A 17,644-nucleotide genomic window follows, 5' to 3' on the forward strand; every position below is an offset into this window, starting at 1 on the left:
TTTCAGGGAGTTGCTGAATTGAGTAATTAGTGCCAGGAAAAATTGAATACAGATTTATAAACTTTACTGACATTTATTAAGACCTGAAACTACTCGGTAGGTTTACTACCCTCTCTTCCAACCATATCGCCGTATCCAGAGTGCCTGTCTGGCAAGCTTTATACATTGGTAACTTACTCATCAGTTTCCATATGGGCCGTGTCATTACCTTAGCGTTATTACTAAAAGCCAGAAATGACTCCTGTTGTTCAGTATCCGGGAAAATAATAGAATTCAGCCAATAGTTTGCTTTACCTTGCTCTATTTCCTTTACAAACTTTATATCAGAGCTCCTGAAAAATGTATTATATAACTCAGCTAATTCTCTTTTATTGGCAAGAATTTTATCTAATTGCTCTAACTGTGCGCACGCAAGTGCCGCATTTAAATTTGGCATCCGGTAATTATAACCAATTTCATCGTGCATAAATTCCCAGGAATGTGGCACCTTGGCAGTTGTAGATAGATGCTTTGCTCGCTGGGCAATTGTTTCATCGTTAGTTATAATGGCGCCACCACCACCACAAGTAACTGTTTTATTACCATTAAAACTAAAAGTACCCAATTGACCGAAATTACCCGTATGCACTCCTTTATAGTAGCTACCAAGAGATTCTGCAGCATCTTCCACCAAAACAATATTATATTTTGAACAAATAGCTGCGATTTCATCAATTCTTAAAGGAAATCCAAAAGTATGCATTGGTAAACAAGCACTGATTTTTCGGCCCGACTGCTTATTTATACATTCCCCCGCATCATTTAACACCGCAAATTCATGGAGAAATGTTTCAAGAGCAACCGGCGACATTCCCATAGTATCCATATCCACATCCACAAATACCGGAATCCCTCCGGCATGACTAATAGCATTAGCTGTAGCAACAAAAGTAAGTGGTTGGGTAATTACTTCATCTCCATGCTTTACATTCGCAAGTATTAGCGCCAGATGTAAAGCAGTAGTTCCATTCACAGTAGCAATGGCAAATCTGGCACCCGTTATTTCCTTCATCATTTCCTCAAAACGGACCACGTATGCACCTACAGAAGAAACAAAAGTGGATTCAATTGTATCTGAAAGATATTTTTTTTCATTTCCTCCAAAATAAGGAGCATGTAAAGGAATAAAATCTTGCGACTGCCCGAATGTAGATCTGATAAAATCTATTATTCTTCCTCTTTCCATATCTTCCATTCTATATATTATAAATATTAGCCTTATAACTGCGTAGATTATCTTCCTGGCGGAACCACTCAATTGTTTCCTTTAAACCAGCTTCAAACGAATACTGCTGCCGCCAATTAGTATGCTTGCTGATCTTTTCTTTTGATCCGTACAACCGGAATACTTCACTCTTGGCTGGCCGGATTCGTTCGTCATCCTGCAATATTTTTGCGGCAGGATTGATGATGTTGATCAGCATGTCTGCAAGTTCTCCGATACTGATCTCAGACTGAGTGGCAATATTACAATCCTGACCAATTAACGTATCTGATTTCGCTATTTCTATAAACCCATTTACCGTATCTTTCACATAAAGCAGATCTCGTGTCGGAGATAGATCTCCAAGTTTAATTTCTGTTTTGCCATTCAATAACTGCGATATAATGGTAGGAATAACAGCCCTTGCAGATTGACGCGGACCATAGGTATTAAATGGTCTGACAATAGTAAGTGGCAGATCAAAACTACGATAAAAGGACTCAGCGATACAATCCGCACCAATTTTGGAAGCTGAATAAGGAGACTGCGGCTGGCGGGAATGCTTCTCATCTATAGGAATATATTGCGCCGTACCGTATACTTCGGAAGTAGAAGTTACCAGAACACGCTCTATCCCAAGATCTTTTGCAGCCTGTACAATATTTAAAGTGCCCTTTACATTGGTATCAATATAAGAATCAGGAGAGTGATAACTGAATGGAATAGCTATGAGCGCTGCAAGATGAAAAACAATATCTACATCTTTCATGGCAGTTCTCACTCCATTTGGATCTCTTATGTCGCCTGCAAATATCTCTATTGCAGACAATTCTTCTTTGGATAAAGTATCCAGCCATCCCCAGCTATTGAATGAATTATAATAAACAAATGCTTTCACCCGGGCCCCCTCGCTAATTAACTGCTGCACCAGGTGGCTTCCGATAAAACCATCCGCACCAGTCACTAATATTCTTTTATTTCTAATTTCCATATACCAGTTCAGTTCTTATAATCTAGTTAGTTTGTTTACCGTATATTTTAACCACATTATTCTTTTACAATATCATTCAATATCTTTCTGCAGATAAGATAAAAAACAATTATTACACCTCCCATAAAGCCACCTAAGATGATGCCGGTAAGCTTACTGAGCTTTATCTTTTGCAGTGGGTATATCGGAATATCAACAATCTGAATTACCGGCGTTTCCTGTTCCATTGATATTTTGGTATACTCCAGATTCTTAATAACCTCTCCGTACATTGTTTGCAATACCATTTTATCCCTCAATGCAAATTCGAGATTTACACCCGCCACCTGTTTAGCAGGATTTAAATTGAGATCCTGTGTAGCTGCGGCGGAATATGTTTTGCGGTTCAACAGTATTTCTAATGAATCAGCCTGCATCTGTAATCTTTCAACGTTTGCCCGTACTTTCTTTGTTTTGGTATTTACATAAAAGGATACAGCCTCATTCACCAGAGATTCAGTAAATGTTTTAGAAAAAGCCTCATCTAAAGTTGTACAGGTAACAGATATAAAATTATATTGCTTCGCGGTTTTATCTATATTAAGATTGGCATTCAGAATGTTATTATAAATGATTTGTAAAATACTATCCTGCTTGAGGGTAAAAGAACTCCTCTGTTGTCCCAGAGGAAAATGAAGCGCTTTCATGGCCGGGTCGTTCCAACCTTTTCTCAGTCCATTAAAGTCAATATATTTCTCAGCTAATGTTATTCTTTTACCATCTGATACAATAGAAGAAAGAAGCGTCTTCTCAATCATTAAACGTGATTTTAAAAACACCATAATATTATCTCCCTCAAAAATACCACTTCCACCACCACCGGAAAGATCAATTCCAAACTGACTGGCCATTCCCATATATGCCCCTAATGAATTAGAAGCATTGTCCTCCATCACAAAAGTAAGCTCCGCCTTATAAGTTGTTTTTTTCTTATAGGCGTACGTCAAACCCAAAGCGCCACCTAAAAGTGCAAACAAAAGAATGATAATCTTTTTGCTCCATAAATATGATATCCATCCCTGGACTGTTAAAATTACAGCCTTCAAAGAAAGCTCCTGCTCCCAATCTTCTGATTTTCTGGCTTGATAGGGTGAATCCATTAATACTACTTTTATTTTTCTTAGACAAAGTCAACACTTACTTAACACGGGTCATTATAGTAACTATAATCAACGCAATAGAAGCTATACTGCTACTTAACCCGATAATTTCCTGCCCCGACAAACCTTTTTTCTCCTTCCTGCTTGGTATATAAACTTCAGCACCAGGCTTTATTTTGGGATACTTGTTAAAGAAAAATACTTTCCTTGTGCTTTTTACTTCTCCGTTGGGATAAACAATATAACTACGCCTTTTTAAGGCTGCGGAAGTAAACCCACCTGCTCCTCTTACATAATCTCTGAAAGAATAGCTGTTATCATAGCGAATCTTTTTAGGAAAATATATTTCACCAAGCATCTGCACTGTCTGTAACTTTTTAGGGATTTTCAGTACATCCCCTTCTTCCAATAAAATGTCATACTTGGATCCCGGCTTTTTAAGAACATCATCGAGATTAATGCCGAGTAATTGATACTTTCGTTCCATCATGTTTCTCACACTTGATATGCTGGAACTATCTTCTAGCTTATTATAGAATAAAGCCAGTTTACTATCCAATAATGCGCTATCACTGCTATTGATGTATGTTTTACGGAGTAATACCGCGCCTTCCGCAAAAGCCTCTGGTTTAAGACCTCCAGACCTCTTAATTAAATCAGATATGTGTTCAGTTTTATTTACGATGGTGTACTGACCAGGATAAACAACCTGCCCTTCCACGAGAATATTGGACTGTTCATTATAAGCGGGAGACTTGCGAATAACGATCTCATCAAATGGTTCCAACAACACCTGCTCTCCTGCAATGCTGCTTAAATCCGCATTAATGTCAAACTGCCTAATAATAGCCCTGGCACTGTCCTTACTATTATAATCTCCTCTTCTTATCCTTCTGGACACTTCCACATGTTTCAATGATGCTGCATCCTTAAGCCCACCGGAAAGTAACACCAAATCTTCCAATCGCATACTATCAGCATAAGGAAATACACCCGGTCTGTTCACTTCTCCTCCAATGCTCACTGAATATTGCTGTCTCAGATCAAGTTTAGAAAATACAATCACACTATCTTCCTTCTTAACCGGAATATTGGATTTACCACTGATAATATCCTGTACATTAAAGCTTATGATAGCCGGAGTGAAGTCATCCTGTAAACGGCGAATAATGCCACGATTTAGGGACGCTTCTTCTCTAACGCCATCCGCTTTTTTAATCAAATCAGCCACCGTCATTCCTGGCTCCATCCCATAATTCCCCGGATGAAAAACAGCTCCGCTGATAGTTACCCGGTTACTAAAACGATTCAAAATAGAATCTATAAAAAACTGATCTCCTGACTTAAGTTTAAAAGTCGCGATCTGATCGGCCGAGACATTAATCACTTCCCGCTCTTTATTATTGATGCGGTATCCCGTTATATTTTCTTTGAAAGAGCCATCCGTATACCCGCCTGCATAATCCAATATATTCTGCAATGTTTCATTTTCCTTTGCCTCGAAAATTGCTGGTCGCTTAACTTCTCCAATTAACTCAACCCGAGTTTTATATGGATTCACCTTTACAATATCCTGATCCTGTAACACAATATTATTAGTAAGGTCTCCCTGGGTGAGAAAATCATACAGGTCAAACGTAGTAGCTACATGACCGTTGCGGATCACTTGAATATTACGAAAGGAACCATTATCATCAGGCCCTCCGGATACATATAACGCATTGGCTACTGTGGCTAGTGATGGTAAAGTATACGTTCCCGGCCGCTGAATTTCCCCTATAAGTAATACTCTTATACTACGGATATTACCAAGTGATATTTGAACAAAAGTTTGACCATTGGAAATAGTGGAATATATCGTTGACAGTTGCTTAGTAATCCGTGTTTTAGCCTCTTCAATTGTCAAGCCATTTACATAAACAGGTCCGAGGTTCGGAATACGGATATACCCTTCCGAAGTAACTGTAAGTTTATGCTGTACCTCAGCATAACCATACACGTCAATCATTACCTGGTCATCTGCAGCCAGTCTATAATTGGAGGGAGTAGGTATTCTCAGATTCGGCTCAAAAGTCAGATTCTTGTTTGTAAATAACTCCGCGCCAAATATCTTCTTCCGCTTAATTTCAGAGGGACTCGCATTTTGTCGGAATAGATCTACCTGACTGGTATCCGAATCATTGAATGACCTGCCTGAATATTGATTATCCTGCTGAAAGATCTCCGTGCTCTTCTTTTTATCCAGTGACTTATCCAACCCCATCATCTGTATCCTTGTCTTCAACTTCTCTGCTTCAGCCGGAGGCACACCCTTTTGCTCCGCATACGAGTCAATATCATCCATAGACATATTATTCTGTTTCATCTCAGCAACAATCCGCCTGATCTGATCATCTGATAAATTATCTACGTTTACTTGCTTTATTTGAGCTGGGGACGGTACCTGTGCCATTACACAAAACCCTACAAACAGGAACAGTTGGACCAACAGTATTTTTCTTAACATGTATAATAGGATCTAAACTTTCTCGAATACCTTTTTTGGAAACAATCTTATCCGGCGCCGGCCAAATAAGGTGCAAATCTATTAAAAATAACATATAAATGTTAGTTCCTAACACTTTTAACCTGAAAACCTTATGAGCTGTCTGATATACGTTTAAACATCTTTCCGGGTGTTGGACTCACCCTTACGCAAATATGCATCCAAATATCACCTGGCCCTTAATTTTAAGTTATTTATAATATGTGAATATTATTAATACAATAACCCAATCTTTTTTTCTCTCTTTTACGTTAATGTAATAGAGAGTCACCTGTATTTACCTGTTTTAGAAAATTTGGATCACAACTTAAACTACCACCTGTTTTACCGATCTAAGTACTGGCATAAGACAAATTGCTTGAAAATCAATTAAAATAACGGAAAAAAGTCATGTATTAACCGCCCCCAAGGCATCCTTAGAAAACGTCTTTTACCCCCTTTTTTGTTTAAATTAGTTAAGGCAAAACTTAAACATTATGTCGTCTGTTGAATTTAACACCTTGCTTGTCGGAAACGCTGATTTCCTGAAACCCTTTGCTTTTACACTCACCAAAGATGCCGAACAGGCAAAAGATCTTTATCAGGAAACCCTTTTCAGAGCCCTGTCCAACCGGGAAAAATACCTGGAAGGCACAAATATCCGCGCCTGGCTATTCACCATTATGCGGAATATCTTCATAAATCATTACCGGAAAAAATTGAAACATCGCACCGTCGCAGAACCCAGCGCCAGCGAATTCTTTATAAACCACCACCAGAATATCGTCAGCAATAAAGCGGCCTCTAACTTACAAATGAAAGATATCCATGTGGCAGTCTACCATCTGCCGGGCATCTTCAAGAAGCCATTTATGCTTTACTATGAGGGTTACAAATACTTCGAAATTGCCAATATGCTGAAGGAACCACTGGGCACCATCAAAAGCAGAATACACTTCGCCCGGAAAATTCTCAAATCACAGGTCCCCAGGCAATAATCCCCTACCCGTACCGGAAATCCCAACACACAGCTATCCAGCCCAAAACGCCGGAACAGCATTGCTATGAACGGGGATAACCGTACACCAGGCGCAGATAATGCTCTTTGAGGTGCGACTGGAAATAGAAAGCAGTAATCATTATAATAGCAGCTGCACAGAGGAATGCAGGATGAGGCCAAACATAATAACCCGCCAGGCACAATACCAGGTAACGTGCATACTCCAGGTAAAAGACCCATTTCTTCTGCTCCATAATTGCTCCACAGTTGATCAGTGTAAGCAGGATCAGCAGGGTTACGCATACCTGTATAAATACCGGCACATAGTGCTCCAGCAACAAGAAGGAAAATAATACAATCAAGGTGGCCACAATCTGCCACAGCACATAATTAAACAATTTGGGCGCCTCCGTGATATGAGGATTACGCAGGAGGAACTTTTCTTCCAGGATCTTCCGCGCCCCTGGATCTACATTATCCGGTTTGCCAAAAACGATCCGCAACTTGTTCCTCCAGCCTTTCGCCTGCCGGGCGGAATACAACATCTCCAGGATGAAGTGGAAATGCTGCCACAAAAAGCTATTGCTTTCCAATGGCTTGGTTAAACCATACACCGGCTCCTCTTCTTCCTTTACAAAAGTGCCAAATAATTTATCCCATATTATAAATACATCACCGTAATTCTTATCAAGGTATTGCGGATTGCTCGCATGATGCATCCGGTGATGCGAAGGCGTTACCAATATATATTCCAGTATCCCCAGCTTGCCAATGGTGCGCGTGTGAATAAAAAAAGGATACAATCCATGCACCAGCAGCATACTGGTGATCATGGCAGGAGGAAATCCGATCACAGGAAGTATGGCCCAGAAACCGGTACGTATGAAAGCCTGGAACACCGTAATCCGTGCAGATACAGTGTAATTAAATTCCTCACTCTGATGATGCACCACATGCGCACACCAGAACACGGTCACTTCATGCGCCAGCCGGTGATACCAGTACCAGATAAAATCCGTACAGATCAGCAACGCCACCCATAACAATACACTGGATTTAATATCAAAAATGGCAAAATGACGATACAGGTAATCGTATACAAAATAAAAAAGACCTACTGTAAACATATCCAGTAAGCGCTCTGCAATACCCACACTCAGGTTGGTAATAGAATCATTAAACTTGAAATAAGTCTTTCCGTTTTTTCGCGCCACCAGGTATTCTAACCCAATAAAAGTCAGGAAAAAAGGAACTGCCAATGCCAGGTAGTTTAAATGCACTTGATATAATTTAAAATCCGGAAATCGAAATAGTAAGACATAGGCTAATACACGACGCCCGCCCATGCATAGGTTTATTGGTAAAAACTGGTGGTGGTAAATTGCCACAATGATAAGGAATAAAATTTAATTATCCTACTATTTTACTAGACTAATAAAAACGAAAGGCGGAAACAACTTCCGTCGTTATCCGCCTTCGCTTCATTGCATATATTTTTATCAGTCTTCCGGAGGTCCGCCATCAGCCATCCGCACCACTTTGGGCACAAACTGACCAATCACTTCCACCAGCGCTGTTTGCGCCGCCATTACCGTATCAATATTTTTATACGCGCCAGGCGCTTCATCCAATCCACCTCCGATCAGTGTTACACCGTGTTCCTGCAACTGTTGTTTCAACACTTCGTTGGTGATAGATGACTTTGCCTTCGTACGCGACATTAATCTTCCGGCGCCATGCGAGGCAGATTGTAAGCTACCGGCTTCACCCCTTCCGCGCACAATGAATCCCGGTGCTGTCATGGATCCGGGGATTACCCCCAGTACTCCCTTTCCCGCCGGTGTTGCCCCTTTCCGGTGCACAATCACTTCTTTCCCCTGGTACATTTCTTTCCAGGCAAAATTATGATGATTCTCCACCCTCGCCAGCAAAGTAGCGCCCATAGCGGCAATCAGGTGTTTATGGATCAGGTGGTGACAAGCAGACGCATAGTCACCTGCCAGGTTCATCGCCAGCCAGTACTCCTGCCCTTCCGCCGTATCCAGATCCAGGTAAGCCAGGTGCTTTGCATGTTCCGGCAACGGACAAATCTCTTTTGCAAGCTGCGTATAATGTCCCGCTATCTGCGCACCCATTCCGCGTGAACCGGAGTGGGATAATAACGCCACATACTCGCCGGGCGCCAGCTGCCATTCATTCTGCGGATCGGTAATCGTTGCAATTCCCCATTCCACGAAATGGTTGCCGGAACCAGATGTTCCAAGCTGACCCGCCGCCTTATCAAACAGGTTCTTGACAAACTTTATCTCCTTAAATTCACTTCTCTCCAGCACCGGGTCCGCCTCCCGTTTCTTCCACTCCGCCCCGGCGCCGAATTTGGTGAAGGTCATCAGCTGCTTTGTATACGATGTTTCATTCATCAACAACGTTTGCACCGGCAAATCCAGGACGCTCAGACACATACGGCAACCAATATCCACGCCAACGCCATATGGTATCACCGCGTTATCTGCCGCCAGTACACCACCTATCGGCAATCCATATCCCTGGCGGGCATCCGGCATTAAGGAACCGGCAACGGCAACGGGTAAACGAACAGCGTTATTCAATTGCTTCACAGCGCCTTCTTCTATATATGATGCTCCGTAAACGGAATAAGGCACAGGCGTTTCACGCAAGGCAATGACTGCCGGCGCGGCAGGAACCAACAGTTCCCGGGCTATTTCACCCAGCATGGCGTCATCTGCATATGCAGCTGGATCGGCCAATACTTTGGTTAATAATTCAATGGCTTCTTCTTCCGTATAGTGTCTGTAATGTTTTTCTATAACATCCATAGCTATACGAAAAACAGGGCTTTGGGGGTAACCTATCTCCAGTAATTTTTTACCATTGATTTTTAAACTTGACATAAAGGGTTAATTTTATTCGTACCATTCTTCCTGCAGCAGCTGCTGCAGGGTATACTGCTTAAATTGATATTTTATCTTACGCTCCGGCAACCATTTTCTCCGGCCGGACTGCTTGCTCCTGGTAAGGCTCCAGATCTTAGGTTCCAGCTGACTCCGCTTCAGGAAATTATCCAGCTGATCTATCTCCGAACGCAGCTCCGGCGCCGTTACCCGCTGTTTGGTGATCATATTGGGACGCACCTGTAATACAAATCTCCAGGGTTCTTTTACAACAAAATACTTTAGCTGATCAATACCGTTTTTACAATAACGTACCCGTTCTTCAAAACAATTTATCTCCTTTGGGGTGAGTTTCATTTTTTTAAAATGATAATCCGCGGGTTGCAACAATTGCTGCTCTCTTAGCACCTGTATCTTTCTTCCTCTCCTTCGCTTTTTAACCTTAAAATCTTTACGGTGACTATAATCATACGTATTGATCTTCTTCAACAGCTCCTGGAAAAATTCACCGTCCCGGCTTCTGGCCACATCCTCCCGTAAAACAAAGTAACGCTTGTAACCTTTCATCACCGGTGGATCCAGCGCTGTATAGCCCCGCCGATTCCATGCCTGCCACAATTCCTTTTTCTTTCTGTTGTATTGAAGTAGTTGTTTGTCGTATTGTTTAAGCGCATCGCGCTTTCTGCGCCTCCACGTTCTTATCCGTGAGGCAGCCATATAATTTTCGATCTCCTGATTGTCCATAATCAGTAATTAAATTTTCAATATTGTTTACGCTGCTGATATATATGGACAATTGATTTCTTTTCATTTTTATTAGTTTTTGTAAGATGAATAAATAGTATTACGCGATCTCTTCCAGCATTTCCCGTCTGAACCCGATCACATGTTGCCTGGTTTCAAATGAAGGCTCATGCTGATTTGCAATTTCTGCAATGGTCATCGCCTTATTGATCACCGTATCAAAACCCATGTGTTTTGATAACGCCTGTGCTTTAGCTGCAGACAAGCGTTTGAACTCATACTTTGCAATCAGCCGGCCCTTACGTAGCAAGGCACTGTCAATAGCGGATAAATCACTGTTGAAGGAACATACCAGTTGTATATTCAAACAATCTGCCAGCAATCCATCCGATAGGTTTAGCAGGTTGGAAACGGAAGAGTTACCGGAAAACTTACGATCCATAATTACATTTTCGGCATCTTCAATGATCACCACACAATTGGGATTATCAATCAGCAGTTCCATGAACTCAGGATTCATAATGTTGTTCGCCAGGTCCGGTGAAACAAAAAGCACCCGCTTCTTTATCCGGCCTATCAGGTAACGCAGGTAGGTGGTTTTACCTGTTCCCGGCAAGCCATGCAGCAATACGATCCCCTTGTCTTTATCCTTCTTCAGCCGCTGTTGTATTATCTTATCTATCTCCTTAAAATCATCTTCATAAAACTTACCTATATCCAGCTTGGTACGTTTTATTTCCAGGCTTTTCAGCTCCAGTCCCTTACGTCCGCTGGTGATGAGGTTAATTTCATGAGGCTCCCTGCGTTGTTTCTCTTTATAACGTGTAACCATTTCCGTTACCTCAGATACAAATGCAGGAATAGTGCCGTTGTGCAATATCTCACACCACGATTGCCAGAACGCCACCACGCTGTTATTATTCAGTACAAACAGCGTTTGGTTATGCTTATACTTTTTCTTTTTACTATCGTAATCAGTATAGCGGTGCGTATGAACAATTATACTTTCATATTTCTTCGCAAAGGCAGCGGCGGCTTTATCACCATCTACTTCATAAATGTTATTGATATCGGGAATAGCACTAAAATTAACAGTATACACTCCCTTCGGGGCAAAATGTTCGCCGTCTGTGATATCTATGTTATTATTAACTATATGCTCCATATTTCTTGATCTCTTTAATGTGATTGCCTTCTGATGATAAAGATTTCCCGGAACCAGGCCGGTCCCGGGTAAATCGTATTTATCATGGGGTAAATTACAGGTTATCCTTCTGATAACCTGATGATAAGGGGTTAAAAATGCAAACAGAGACGAAAAAAAATATCTTAGAAAGGAGATGAAAGCGGAGCAGGATTACTCCGCCTGCCTGTTTTTTATGTACCTCCTCAAATAATCTTTATACTGCCGCATAAAAAAACCCGGTCTGTTTAAAACGGACCGGGTCATATAACGTTAACGCATACACTACGTTAAGACATACCTCGTCCGTTTAGCATTAATTGAATTAATGCTATCTCTAAACCATTTACTGCGGCGGATTTGAACCCGTTCTGTTATTCCCGGTAAATTCATCATTTCAATAAATCGATAACAAAAAAGCCCGGATCCATAGACCCGGGCTGCTGTTATATTTACAAATATTTTTTATCTACCTGTAACCATAAAACGCCCGGAATCCGCGACCATCTTGCCCGAGGCAAGGTGTTGCGTTGTCCATATGTAGATTAATGCGTTTCATGTTTATCAATTTCTTTTATTATCAATTTTAACGATGCAAAGATAACAGCATATATTTTGAATTTGCAAATTTTTAACAAAGTTTTTTCAACTATTTTATTTATGCTTTCTTAAACAGCACTTTCTGATTTTCAAAATCGGAGGCTGCATCAATGACCTGGAGCAGGTTTCCCCATTTAGCCACTGATACAAAACTATTCTTGTACACCTTCCTGATATGCAATTTCAGTTTATCTGCTTCCACCGCGGCCTTCACTGTAAAAGAACCACATTCGTTATCTACTTGCCTGTTCAGGTTATCTGCGCCCTCCAGGCTGTATCCTTCCGGAATAGCCAGCTCTATATCGTATTCAAAGCTGCGTGCAAACGGCTGGTAGATATCCACCTCTCTGTTGCGCTGCTCAGGCTTCACTTTCAACTGGCTGCCAATCAGCTTACCGGCTTCCAGAATGTAGTTATTACCTGCCCGCTTCACCAAACCTTCCAGCGTAAACTTCGTGTTATATACGAAATCCGGATCAGTGTGATGTAAGCCCATCTTCTCAATGCTATATGACTGCAGCTCCTTAGCGGAAATATCAAACTGGTCTTTGATCTCTTCATTAAAATGAACCTTCTGCTCCTCGCGGGCCTTGGCAAAAGCATTCTTATATTCCTGGGGTAATGTATTTTTACCACGGCTATCACTAAACTGCTCAAAAATAGATTTGCGGATACCCAGTACTTTTCTCTCTTCTTCATAATAATCTTCAAACAGCAATAAGCGCTTCTGTTCTCCCTGTCGCAGGTTGCCTTTCAACACAGTGTGCCGGTTAATATTTACCAGCTGCATATCTTCATTCAGCGAAATTTTCATCTGCTCTATCTGCGTGTTTTCATTCGCTGTGGTTTCTTTTAGCTTTACTTCAACACCCGCAGGAATATCTCTTTTACCTTTAAACTGACCATAGTTTTTCAGGTCAACTATTGGCGCATCCTGTCCTTCGTATTCCGCCGGCACATAATTGCAGTTCGTAAACACACCGTCGGCGCTCATAAACAATGGCTTCGCAGATTGTGTTCTCAACATATATTCATAATCCTCCGAATTAAGCAGCTCATCCTGCCCCGGACCATAACGGGAGGTCACCAACACAAACTCAGCGCGAATATCCAGACCACGGAATACTTCATGCAGAAACTGCAAAAATTTCCGGTTATCGGGCCTCGCGTAGTTCCGGTCCTGTCCAACCATAATTTTATCTTCCTCAGTTACCTTATAAAACGCCAGGTAACGGAAGGCATAATATACATAAGCAGCAAGACTGTCTTCCGGTATCTTCTGCCCATTTTCACTTTTGTATTGCTTCATCAGGTCTTTCACCCCATGTTTCAATCCTCCGCTTGCCAGCCAGAACGGAGTAGCTTCTGCTACTAATTTTTTTATAGCAACATTTTTCGCTTCTGCAGGAACAGGATTATGTCTTACTTCACCTGCTTTTTGTCCTTCTTCCAAACGGGTGCCAAACAGGATATCCATGCGCACCATCGGAATCTGCCGGTAGGGCGACATCCAGAGATCTACAGGCAAACTTGGAATATTTCTTACCAGGAGGTCGAACACCGCGCCGTCGTCATCTTTCTTTACTTTAAAATCAGGCGCGCCGTTGGCTGTACGGTATCTCACAAAATACTTATCGCTGATCTCACAGTGTACGGAATACTGCATAATGGGTTTATCATCTCCCAGTACAAAAGTTTGTGCATCTACCGGGCTATTGATGTCTTTCAGCTCTTCCACTCTTACAAAATAATCAATCACATCACCAACCTGAAGATCGGGGATCGCAAGTTTACTTTTCTGTTGCTTGCCTTCTTCTTCATTTACCAGCTCTTCATCCACGTTCACTTCTTTCATGGCCCCATCCGGCTTTATAATACGCACCCCAACAATGGTAGTGGATAATCCTTTATGGAAATAGGAGTTGAGGCTACGGAATTTTGAAAAACTAAACTGCGAGTATTCATCCAGTGCAGCTTTATCATTCAGCTTTACCATTTCACGGGCGGTGTTGCTGTAAAAAATATCCTTCTGTACTTTGAATCCAATGCCAATATACTTAATCTTCCTGCTGCTGGAGGCTTTCACGTCCACATGGCGGGCAATTACAATGGCAGACGATTTATCATCTGCCGGCAAGGCGGGCACTTTCTTAAAGGCCGGGATATCCCAGTTCCAGACTTCCTGTCTTACTGCATCGGCACGTTCTTTATACGCGCGTATATCTTTGGCCTTCTGGGCAAAAGCGTACTGTTGGAATAAAAGGGCGATCAGTGTATAAAATAAAAACTTTGCTTTCATGGTATAGGTAATGAATGTTATTTCTTGTTGAATGTAATTTGCTGGAGATAGGCTTTATCAAGTGCCTTTATATCTGCGTTCCATTGACGGAATCCTGCCTTGGGCAACCAGGTATTTTTGATGATCAGTTCTTTACGGTAAGTGATTTTTCCTCCGGCCAGTTTGTAAGAAATATTAAAAGAGTATCCTTCCCGGTCTATTTCCAGATCTTCGGGAAAATCGCCCACTTTATAGCCGGCCGGTACATCCAGGATAGTTTCGTTTACCACATGATGTTTAAACTGGAACAGCATGTCGTGTTCTCTTTTAGTGGTATCAATAGTATATCCGGAAAACTCCTTCCTAAAGTCCAGTTCTGCGTATAAATCGTCTCCAAAGCCGGTGATAGCTTCTCCATATTGCAGTTCGTACTGAATATCCAGTTGTTTATCCCAATTCTGAATATCTGATGTTTTGAGATTGTTGATCTGATATTTGCTGTTATCTTCTGTGAGATACTGTACTAAAGCATTCTGCAATTTTTCTTTCTTAATGCCATGTACCTGGGTGAGCAGGAACTCTTTACTTTCGCCGTCCCACTGCTGCCGTACTTTACCTGCTAAGGTGGTACCATCAATATGCAGCAGCCGTTTTTCCACGGCGGAATTTTGCTGCCAGGTACGTTGCGGCACACGGTCAAGGATATACGTTTCCCCGTTTTCGATCATCACCTGCCGTCCCTGGATGCGTTGTGCGTACTGGTCCAGTCCTATATAGGTTTCGGTGGCATCCAGGAAGTACCGTTTCCCTTTGTAGTTGAGTGCGCAGATCATGTGATTATCTACCGCCAGCGAAGGGATAGCGTAATCATAGGCGATATGGTCTGTACCGATCCAGCACAGGCGGGCATCAAAACCCAGTGATTTCAGCAGCCCACTGGTCAGGTTGGCCATCCCTTTACAATCGCCGTACTTGTGTTGCAGCACGTTCTGGGCCTTTTCGGGTTTGAAACCTGCAATACCATCTTCAAAAGCGATATACCGGATATTATCCTGCATCCAGTGATACACAGCGCTTATTTTACCGGTGTCTGTTGAGATGCCTTTCGTGATTTCCAGCGCTTTGGTTTTCAATATGGTTTCATCATCGCCTATCTCTTTTACCAAACTGTGGTACCAGGCATAGAGATCGGCTGTTTGATTAAAATAATTCACCCGGCCTGTTTTAAGATCCGCATATTTGCTCAGCACCAACAGGTGCGGATACACGTAGGAAGGACCAGGGGCATTTTTTTCGCCCACCCTGGCCGGAAGATGCACGGCAGTGTAGCGGTACACATCCTCATCCCGTTTGGCATCGTATGTCACCTCTTTCTTTATCGTGAAGCGATCAAAATTCATTTCCCTGATTTCGGCCTTCATCCAGCGGGGAATCACTACTTCTATCACTTTAAGGTCTGTTGCGTATGAATTGGAGAAATAGATGGCAGAAAAATAACGGGGGTCGAGGATTGTTTTATCCAGTTCCACGCTGCTTTCTGTATTACTTTTTTCCAGCGGCACTTCCATTGTACACACCTTTGCATCGGAATAAAATATATCGTCGATGGTATAGTTCTGAAAAGCGGGTTTGATCAGTTTGGCACGTTTACCATTTACAAAAGCGCGTACTTCGTCGATCCTGCTACGGTCGTCGTAAAACTCCACAAATGGAACGGTGGTACGGAACTGGTTGCAGCGCCAGGTGGTAGAGGAAGCTTGCCGGATGTTCACAGGATTCTCTTTATCTCCTTTTTCAAACTCATAGCGTTCTTTCTGGTTGATGATGGTAACGTTCTTATCTTCTTCAGAGAACGCATAAGACGTATATGCAGTGCATAGCAATGCTATCAGCAGGCATAGGTATCGGGGATTCCGGGTCATAAAAGGTTACTGGTTAGCAGTAATATATAAATGTAAAATATATTTTAATAAAAAAGCACTAAAAAGCCGGAAGTGATAAAACTTCCGGCTGTAGTTATGATCAGGATTAACAAAAACAGATGGTGGTGGTCGACCTAAGTTATATTAACACCGCGCTTTCTTCGAATTCCTTCTGAAGACGCTGCATCTGGCGGATATGCCGCTCAATATGCTTAGTGAGGAAATAGATGTACTGATAGATATCCAGCTTACCCAGCTGATTCACAGACATATTGGTAAATACCAGCACCCCTTCGCCGTTTTTCAGTAAAGACAGGTTGTACATGCACTGTGCATACTGTTGCTTCAGGAGGGCTTTTACTTCCTGCATATTTTTAAGCCCGGTAGGTTCCATATGTTCTGGTCGTACCCAACCAAAGGATTTACTGCCGATGACGTCTATCTGTTCTAATTTATTGGCATAATCTGCCGGGAGTATCACGGAGTGGCCGGTTTTCTTACGTTCCAGCGCACGGCGGGTACTCTTATTGATGATCAGCAGCAGAAAGTAATTGGTGAGCGTAATATGCTCCAATACTTCCCGTATGCTCCATTGATCACGGTCTGGTTTGAAATCCAGTAATGCCGGTTCTTTTTCAAACCACTGATCCAACTCCCTGAAATTGGTGAGTAAGGCCTCTCTTACAACTTGAATAACGTTTCTCATCATCTAACGTTTTTGGGATTATGCACTTTACTTTTTTGCTAATCAAACGGGTTAGCGCATAACATCTTTGAATAAATACTTTGTTTGCCATTTTTATGCCGGATTTGGCCACAAAAAAACCCGGCCGTATTTACGGACCGGGATAAATAATGTAGAGGAGTATCTCACATTACCGCATACCATGTCCGTATGGCCTTTTTAAGGCAAAGCCATTCCGTTTACACCATGAGGTGTATTTTTTTTGCATTACAGTTATCGCTTGAAATTCTTTCAATGTCGTCATTTCGTTACTGCTTCAAAAGCAAAAAGTCCCACACTTTTTTCTAGTGCGGGACTCTTGTTTATATCGTTTGATAACTTTTTCTATCGTTAACAATCGGTGCAACACGCCCGCATTCCGGC

At 42.0% G+C, this 17,644-nt stretch carries 12 protein-coding genes; 1 reads left to right on the forward strand and 11 read right to left on the reverse strand.

Features of this window, described 5'->3' with window-relative positions; all coding sequences use genetic code 11:
• Positions 1-76: 76 nt before the first annotated feature.
• The 4 genes from ACMXI2_RS26450 to ACMXI2_RS26465 are packed head-to-tail and all read right to left on the reverse strand — an operon-like array spanning position 77 to position 5,879.
• Positions 77-1,234: a LegC family aminotransferase gene (locus ACMXI2_RS26450; RefSeq protein WP_483778933.1), complete on the reverse strand. Its 1,158-nt coding sequence runs from the start codon at positions 1,232-1,234 to the stop codon at positions 77-79.
• A gap of 1 nt (position 1,235) precedes the next feature.
• A complete protein-coding gene (locus tag ACMXI2_RS26455; protein ID WP_483778934.1) occupies positions 1,236-2,234 on the reverse strand; it encodes an NAD-dependent 4,6-dehydratase LegB in 999 nt (332 codons plus the stop codon).
• Positions 2,235-2,290: 56 nt separating this feature from the next.
• Positions 2,291-3,373, reverse strand: a complete 1,083-nt coding sequence (locus ACMXI2_RS26460; RefSeq protein ID WP_483778935.1) for a Wzz/FepE/Etk N-terminal domain-containing protein — start codon at positions 3,371-3,373, stop codon at positions 2,291-2,293.
• A 37-nt stretch (positions 3,374-3,410) separates the two neighbouring features.
• Positions 3,411-5,879: an SLBB domain-containing protein gene (locus tag ACMXI2_RS26465; RefSeq protein ID WP_483778936.1), complete on the reverse strand. Its 2,469-nt coding sequence runs from the start codon at positions 5,877-5,879 to the stop codon at positions 3,411-3,413.
• A 515-nt stretch (positions 5,880-6,394) separates the two neighbouring features.
• On the opposite strand from ACMXI2_RS26465, the gene ACMXI2_RS26470 reads away from it, so the two are divergent.
• A complete protein-coding gene (locus ACMXI2_RS26470; protein WP_079471159.1) occupies positions 6,395-6,895 on the forward strand; it encodes an RNA polymerase sigma factor in 501 nt (166 codons plus the stop codon).
• A gap of 64 nt (positions 6,896-6,959) precedes the next feature.
• On the opposite strand, the gene ACMXI2_RS26475 is transcribed toward ACMXI2_RS26470, so the two are convergent.
• The 7 genes from ACMXI2_RS26475 to ACMXI2_RS26505 form a co-directional block, all read right to left on the reverse strand.
• A complete protein-coding gene (locus ACMXI2_RS26475; RefSeq protein WP_483778937.1) occupies positions 6,960-8,177 on the reverse strand; it encodes a sterol desaturase family protein in 1,218 nt (405 codons plus the stop codon).
• 219 nt (positions 8,178-8,396) lie between these two features.
• Positions 8,397-9,809 (reverse strand): RtcB family protein, encoded by a 1,413-nt coding sequence (locus tag ACMXI2_RS26480; protein WP_483778938.1) that lies wholly within the window; start codon positions 9,807-9,809, stop codon positions 8,397-8,399.
• Between the two features lie 12 nt (positions 9,810-9,821).
• Positions 9,822-10,553: a hypothetical protein gene (locus ACMXI2_RS26485; RefSeq protein WP_483778939.1), complete on the reverse strand. Its 732-nt coding sequence runs from the start codon at positions 10,551-10,553 to the stop codon at positions 9,822-9,824.
• Positions 10,554-10,653: 100 nt separating this feature from the next.
• A complete protein-coding gene (locus ACMXI2_RS26490) occupies positions 10,654-11,718 on the reverse strand; it encodes an AAA family ATPase (RefSeq protein ID WP_483778940.1) in 1,065 nt (354 codons plus the stop codon).
• A gap of 676 nt (positions 11,719-12,394) precedes the next feature.
• On the reverse strand, positions 12,395-14,635 hold the full coding sequence (locus ACMXI2_RS26495; RefSeq protein WP_483778941.1) for a DUF3857 domain-containing protein: 2,241 nt from the start codon (positions 14,633-14,635) through the stop codon (positions 12,395-12,397).
• Positions 14,636-14,652: 17 nt separating this feature from the next.
• Positions 14,653-16,536 (reverse strand): transglutaminase-like domain-containing protein, encoded by a 1,884-nt coding sequence (locus ACMXI2_RS26500; protein ID WP_483778942.1) that lies wholly within the window; start codon positions 16,534-16,536, stop codon positions 14,653-14,655.
• A gap of 139 nt (positions 16,537-16,675) precedes the next feature.
• Positions 16,676-17,242 (reverse strand): DinB family protein, encoded by a 567-nt coding sequence (locus ACMXI2_RS26505; RefSeq protein WP_200817306.1) that lies wholly within the window; start codon positions 17,240-17,242, stop codon positions 16,676-16,678.
• Positions 17,243-17,644 lie beyond the last annotated feature (402 nt).

This window comes from Chitinophaga sp. G7 BAM 1005, assembly GCF_057126945.1.

Coding starts and splice junctions, on each gene's coding strand:
- ACMXI2_RS26480 (WP_483778938.1), bottom strand. CDS start 9,809: ATGTCAAGTTTAAAAATCAATGGTAAAAAATTACTGGAGATAGGTTAC.
- ACMXI2_RS26465 (WP_483778936.1), bottom strand. CDS start 5,879: ATGTTAAGAAAAATACTGTTGGTCCAACTGTTCCTGTTTGTAGGGTTT.
- ACMXI2_RS26490 (WP_483778940.1), bottom strand. CDS start 11,718: ATGGAGCATATAGTTAATAATAACATAGATATCACAGACGGCGAACAT.
- ACMXI2_RS26495 (WP_483778941.1), bottom strand. CDS start 14,635: ATGAAAGCAAAGTTTTTATTTTATACACTGATCGCCCTTTTATTCCAA.
- ACMXI2_RS26470 (WP_079471159.1), top strand. CDS start 6,395: ATGTCGTCTGTTGAATTTAACACCTTGCTTGTCGGAAACGCTGATTTC.
- ACMXI2_RS26455 (WP_483778934.1), bottom strand. CDS start 2,234: ATGGAAATTAGAAATAAAAGAATATTAGTGACTGGTGCGGATGGTTTT.
- ACMXI2_RS26505 (WP_200817306.1), bottom strand. CDS start 17,242: ATGAGAAACGTTATTCAAGTTGTAAGAGAGGCCTTACTCACCAATTTC.
- ACMXI2_RS26500 (WP_483778942.1), bottom strand. CDS start 16,536: ATGACCCGGAATCCCCGATACCTATGCCTGCTGATAGCATTGCTATGC.
- ACMXI2_RS26485 (WP_483778939.1), bottom strand. CDS start 10,553: ATGGACAATCAGGAGATCGAAAATTATATGGCTGCCTCACGGATAAGA.
- ACMXI2_RS26460 (WP_483778935.1), bottom strand. CDS start 3,373: ATGGATTCACCCTATCAAGCCAGAAAATCAGAAGATTGGGAGCAGGAG.
- ACMXI2_RS26450 (WP_483778933.1), bottom strand. CDS start 1,234: ATGGAAGATATGGAAAGAGGAAGAATAATAGATTTTATCAGATCTACA.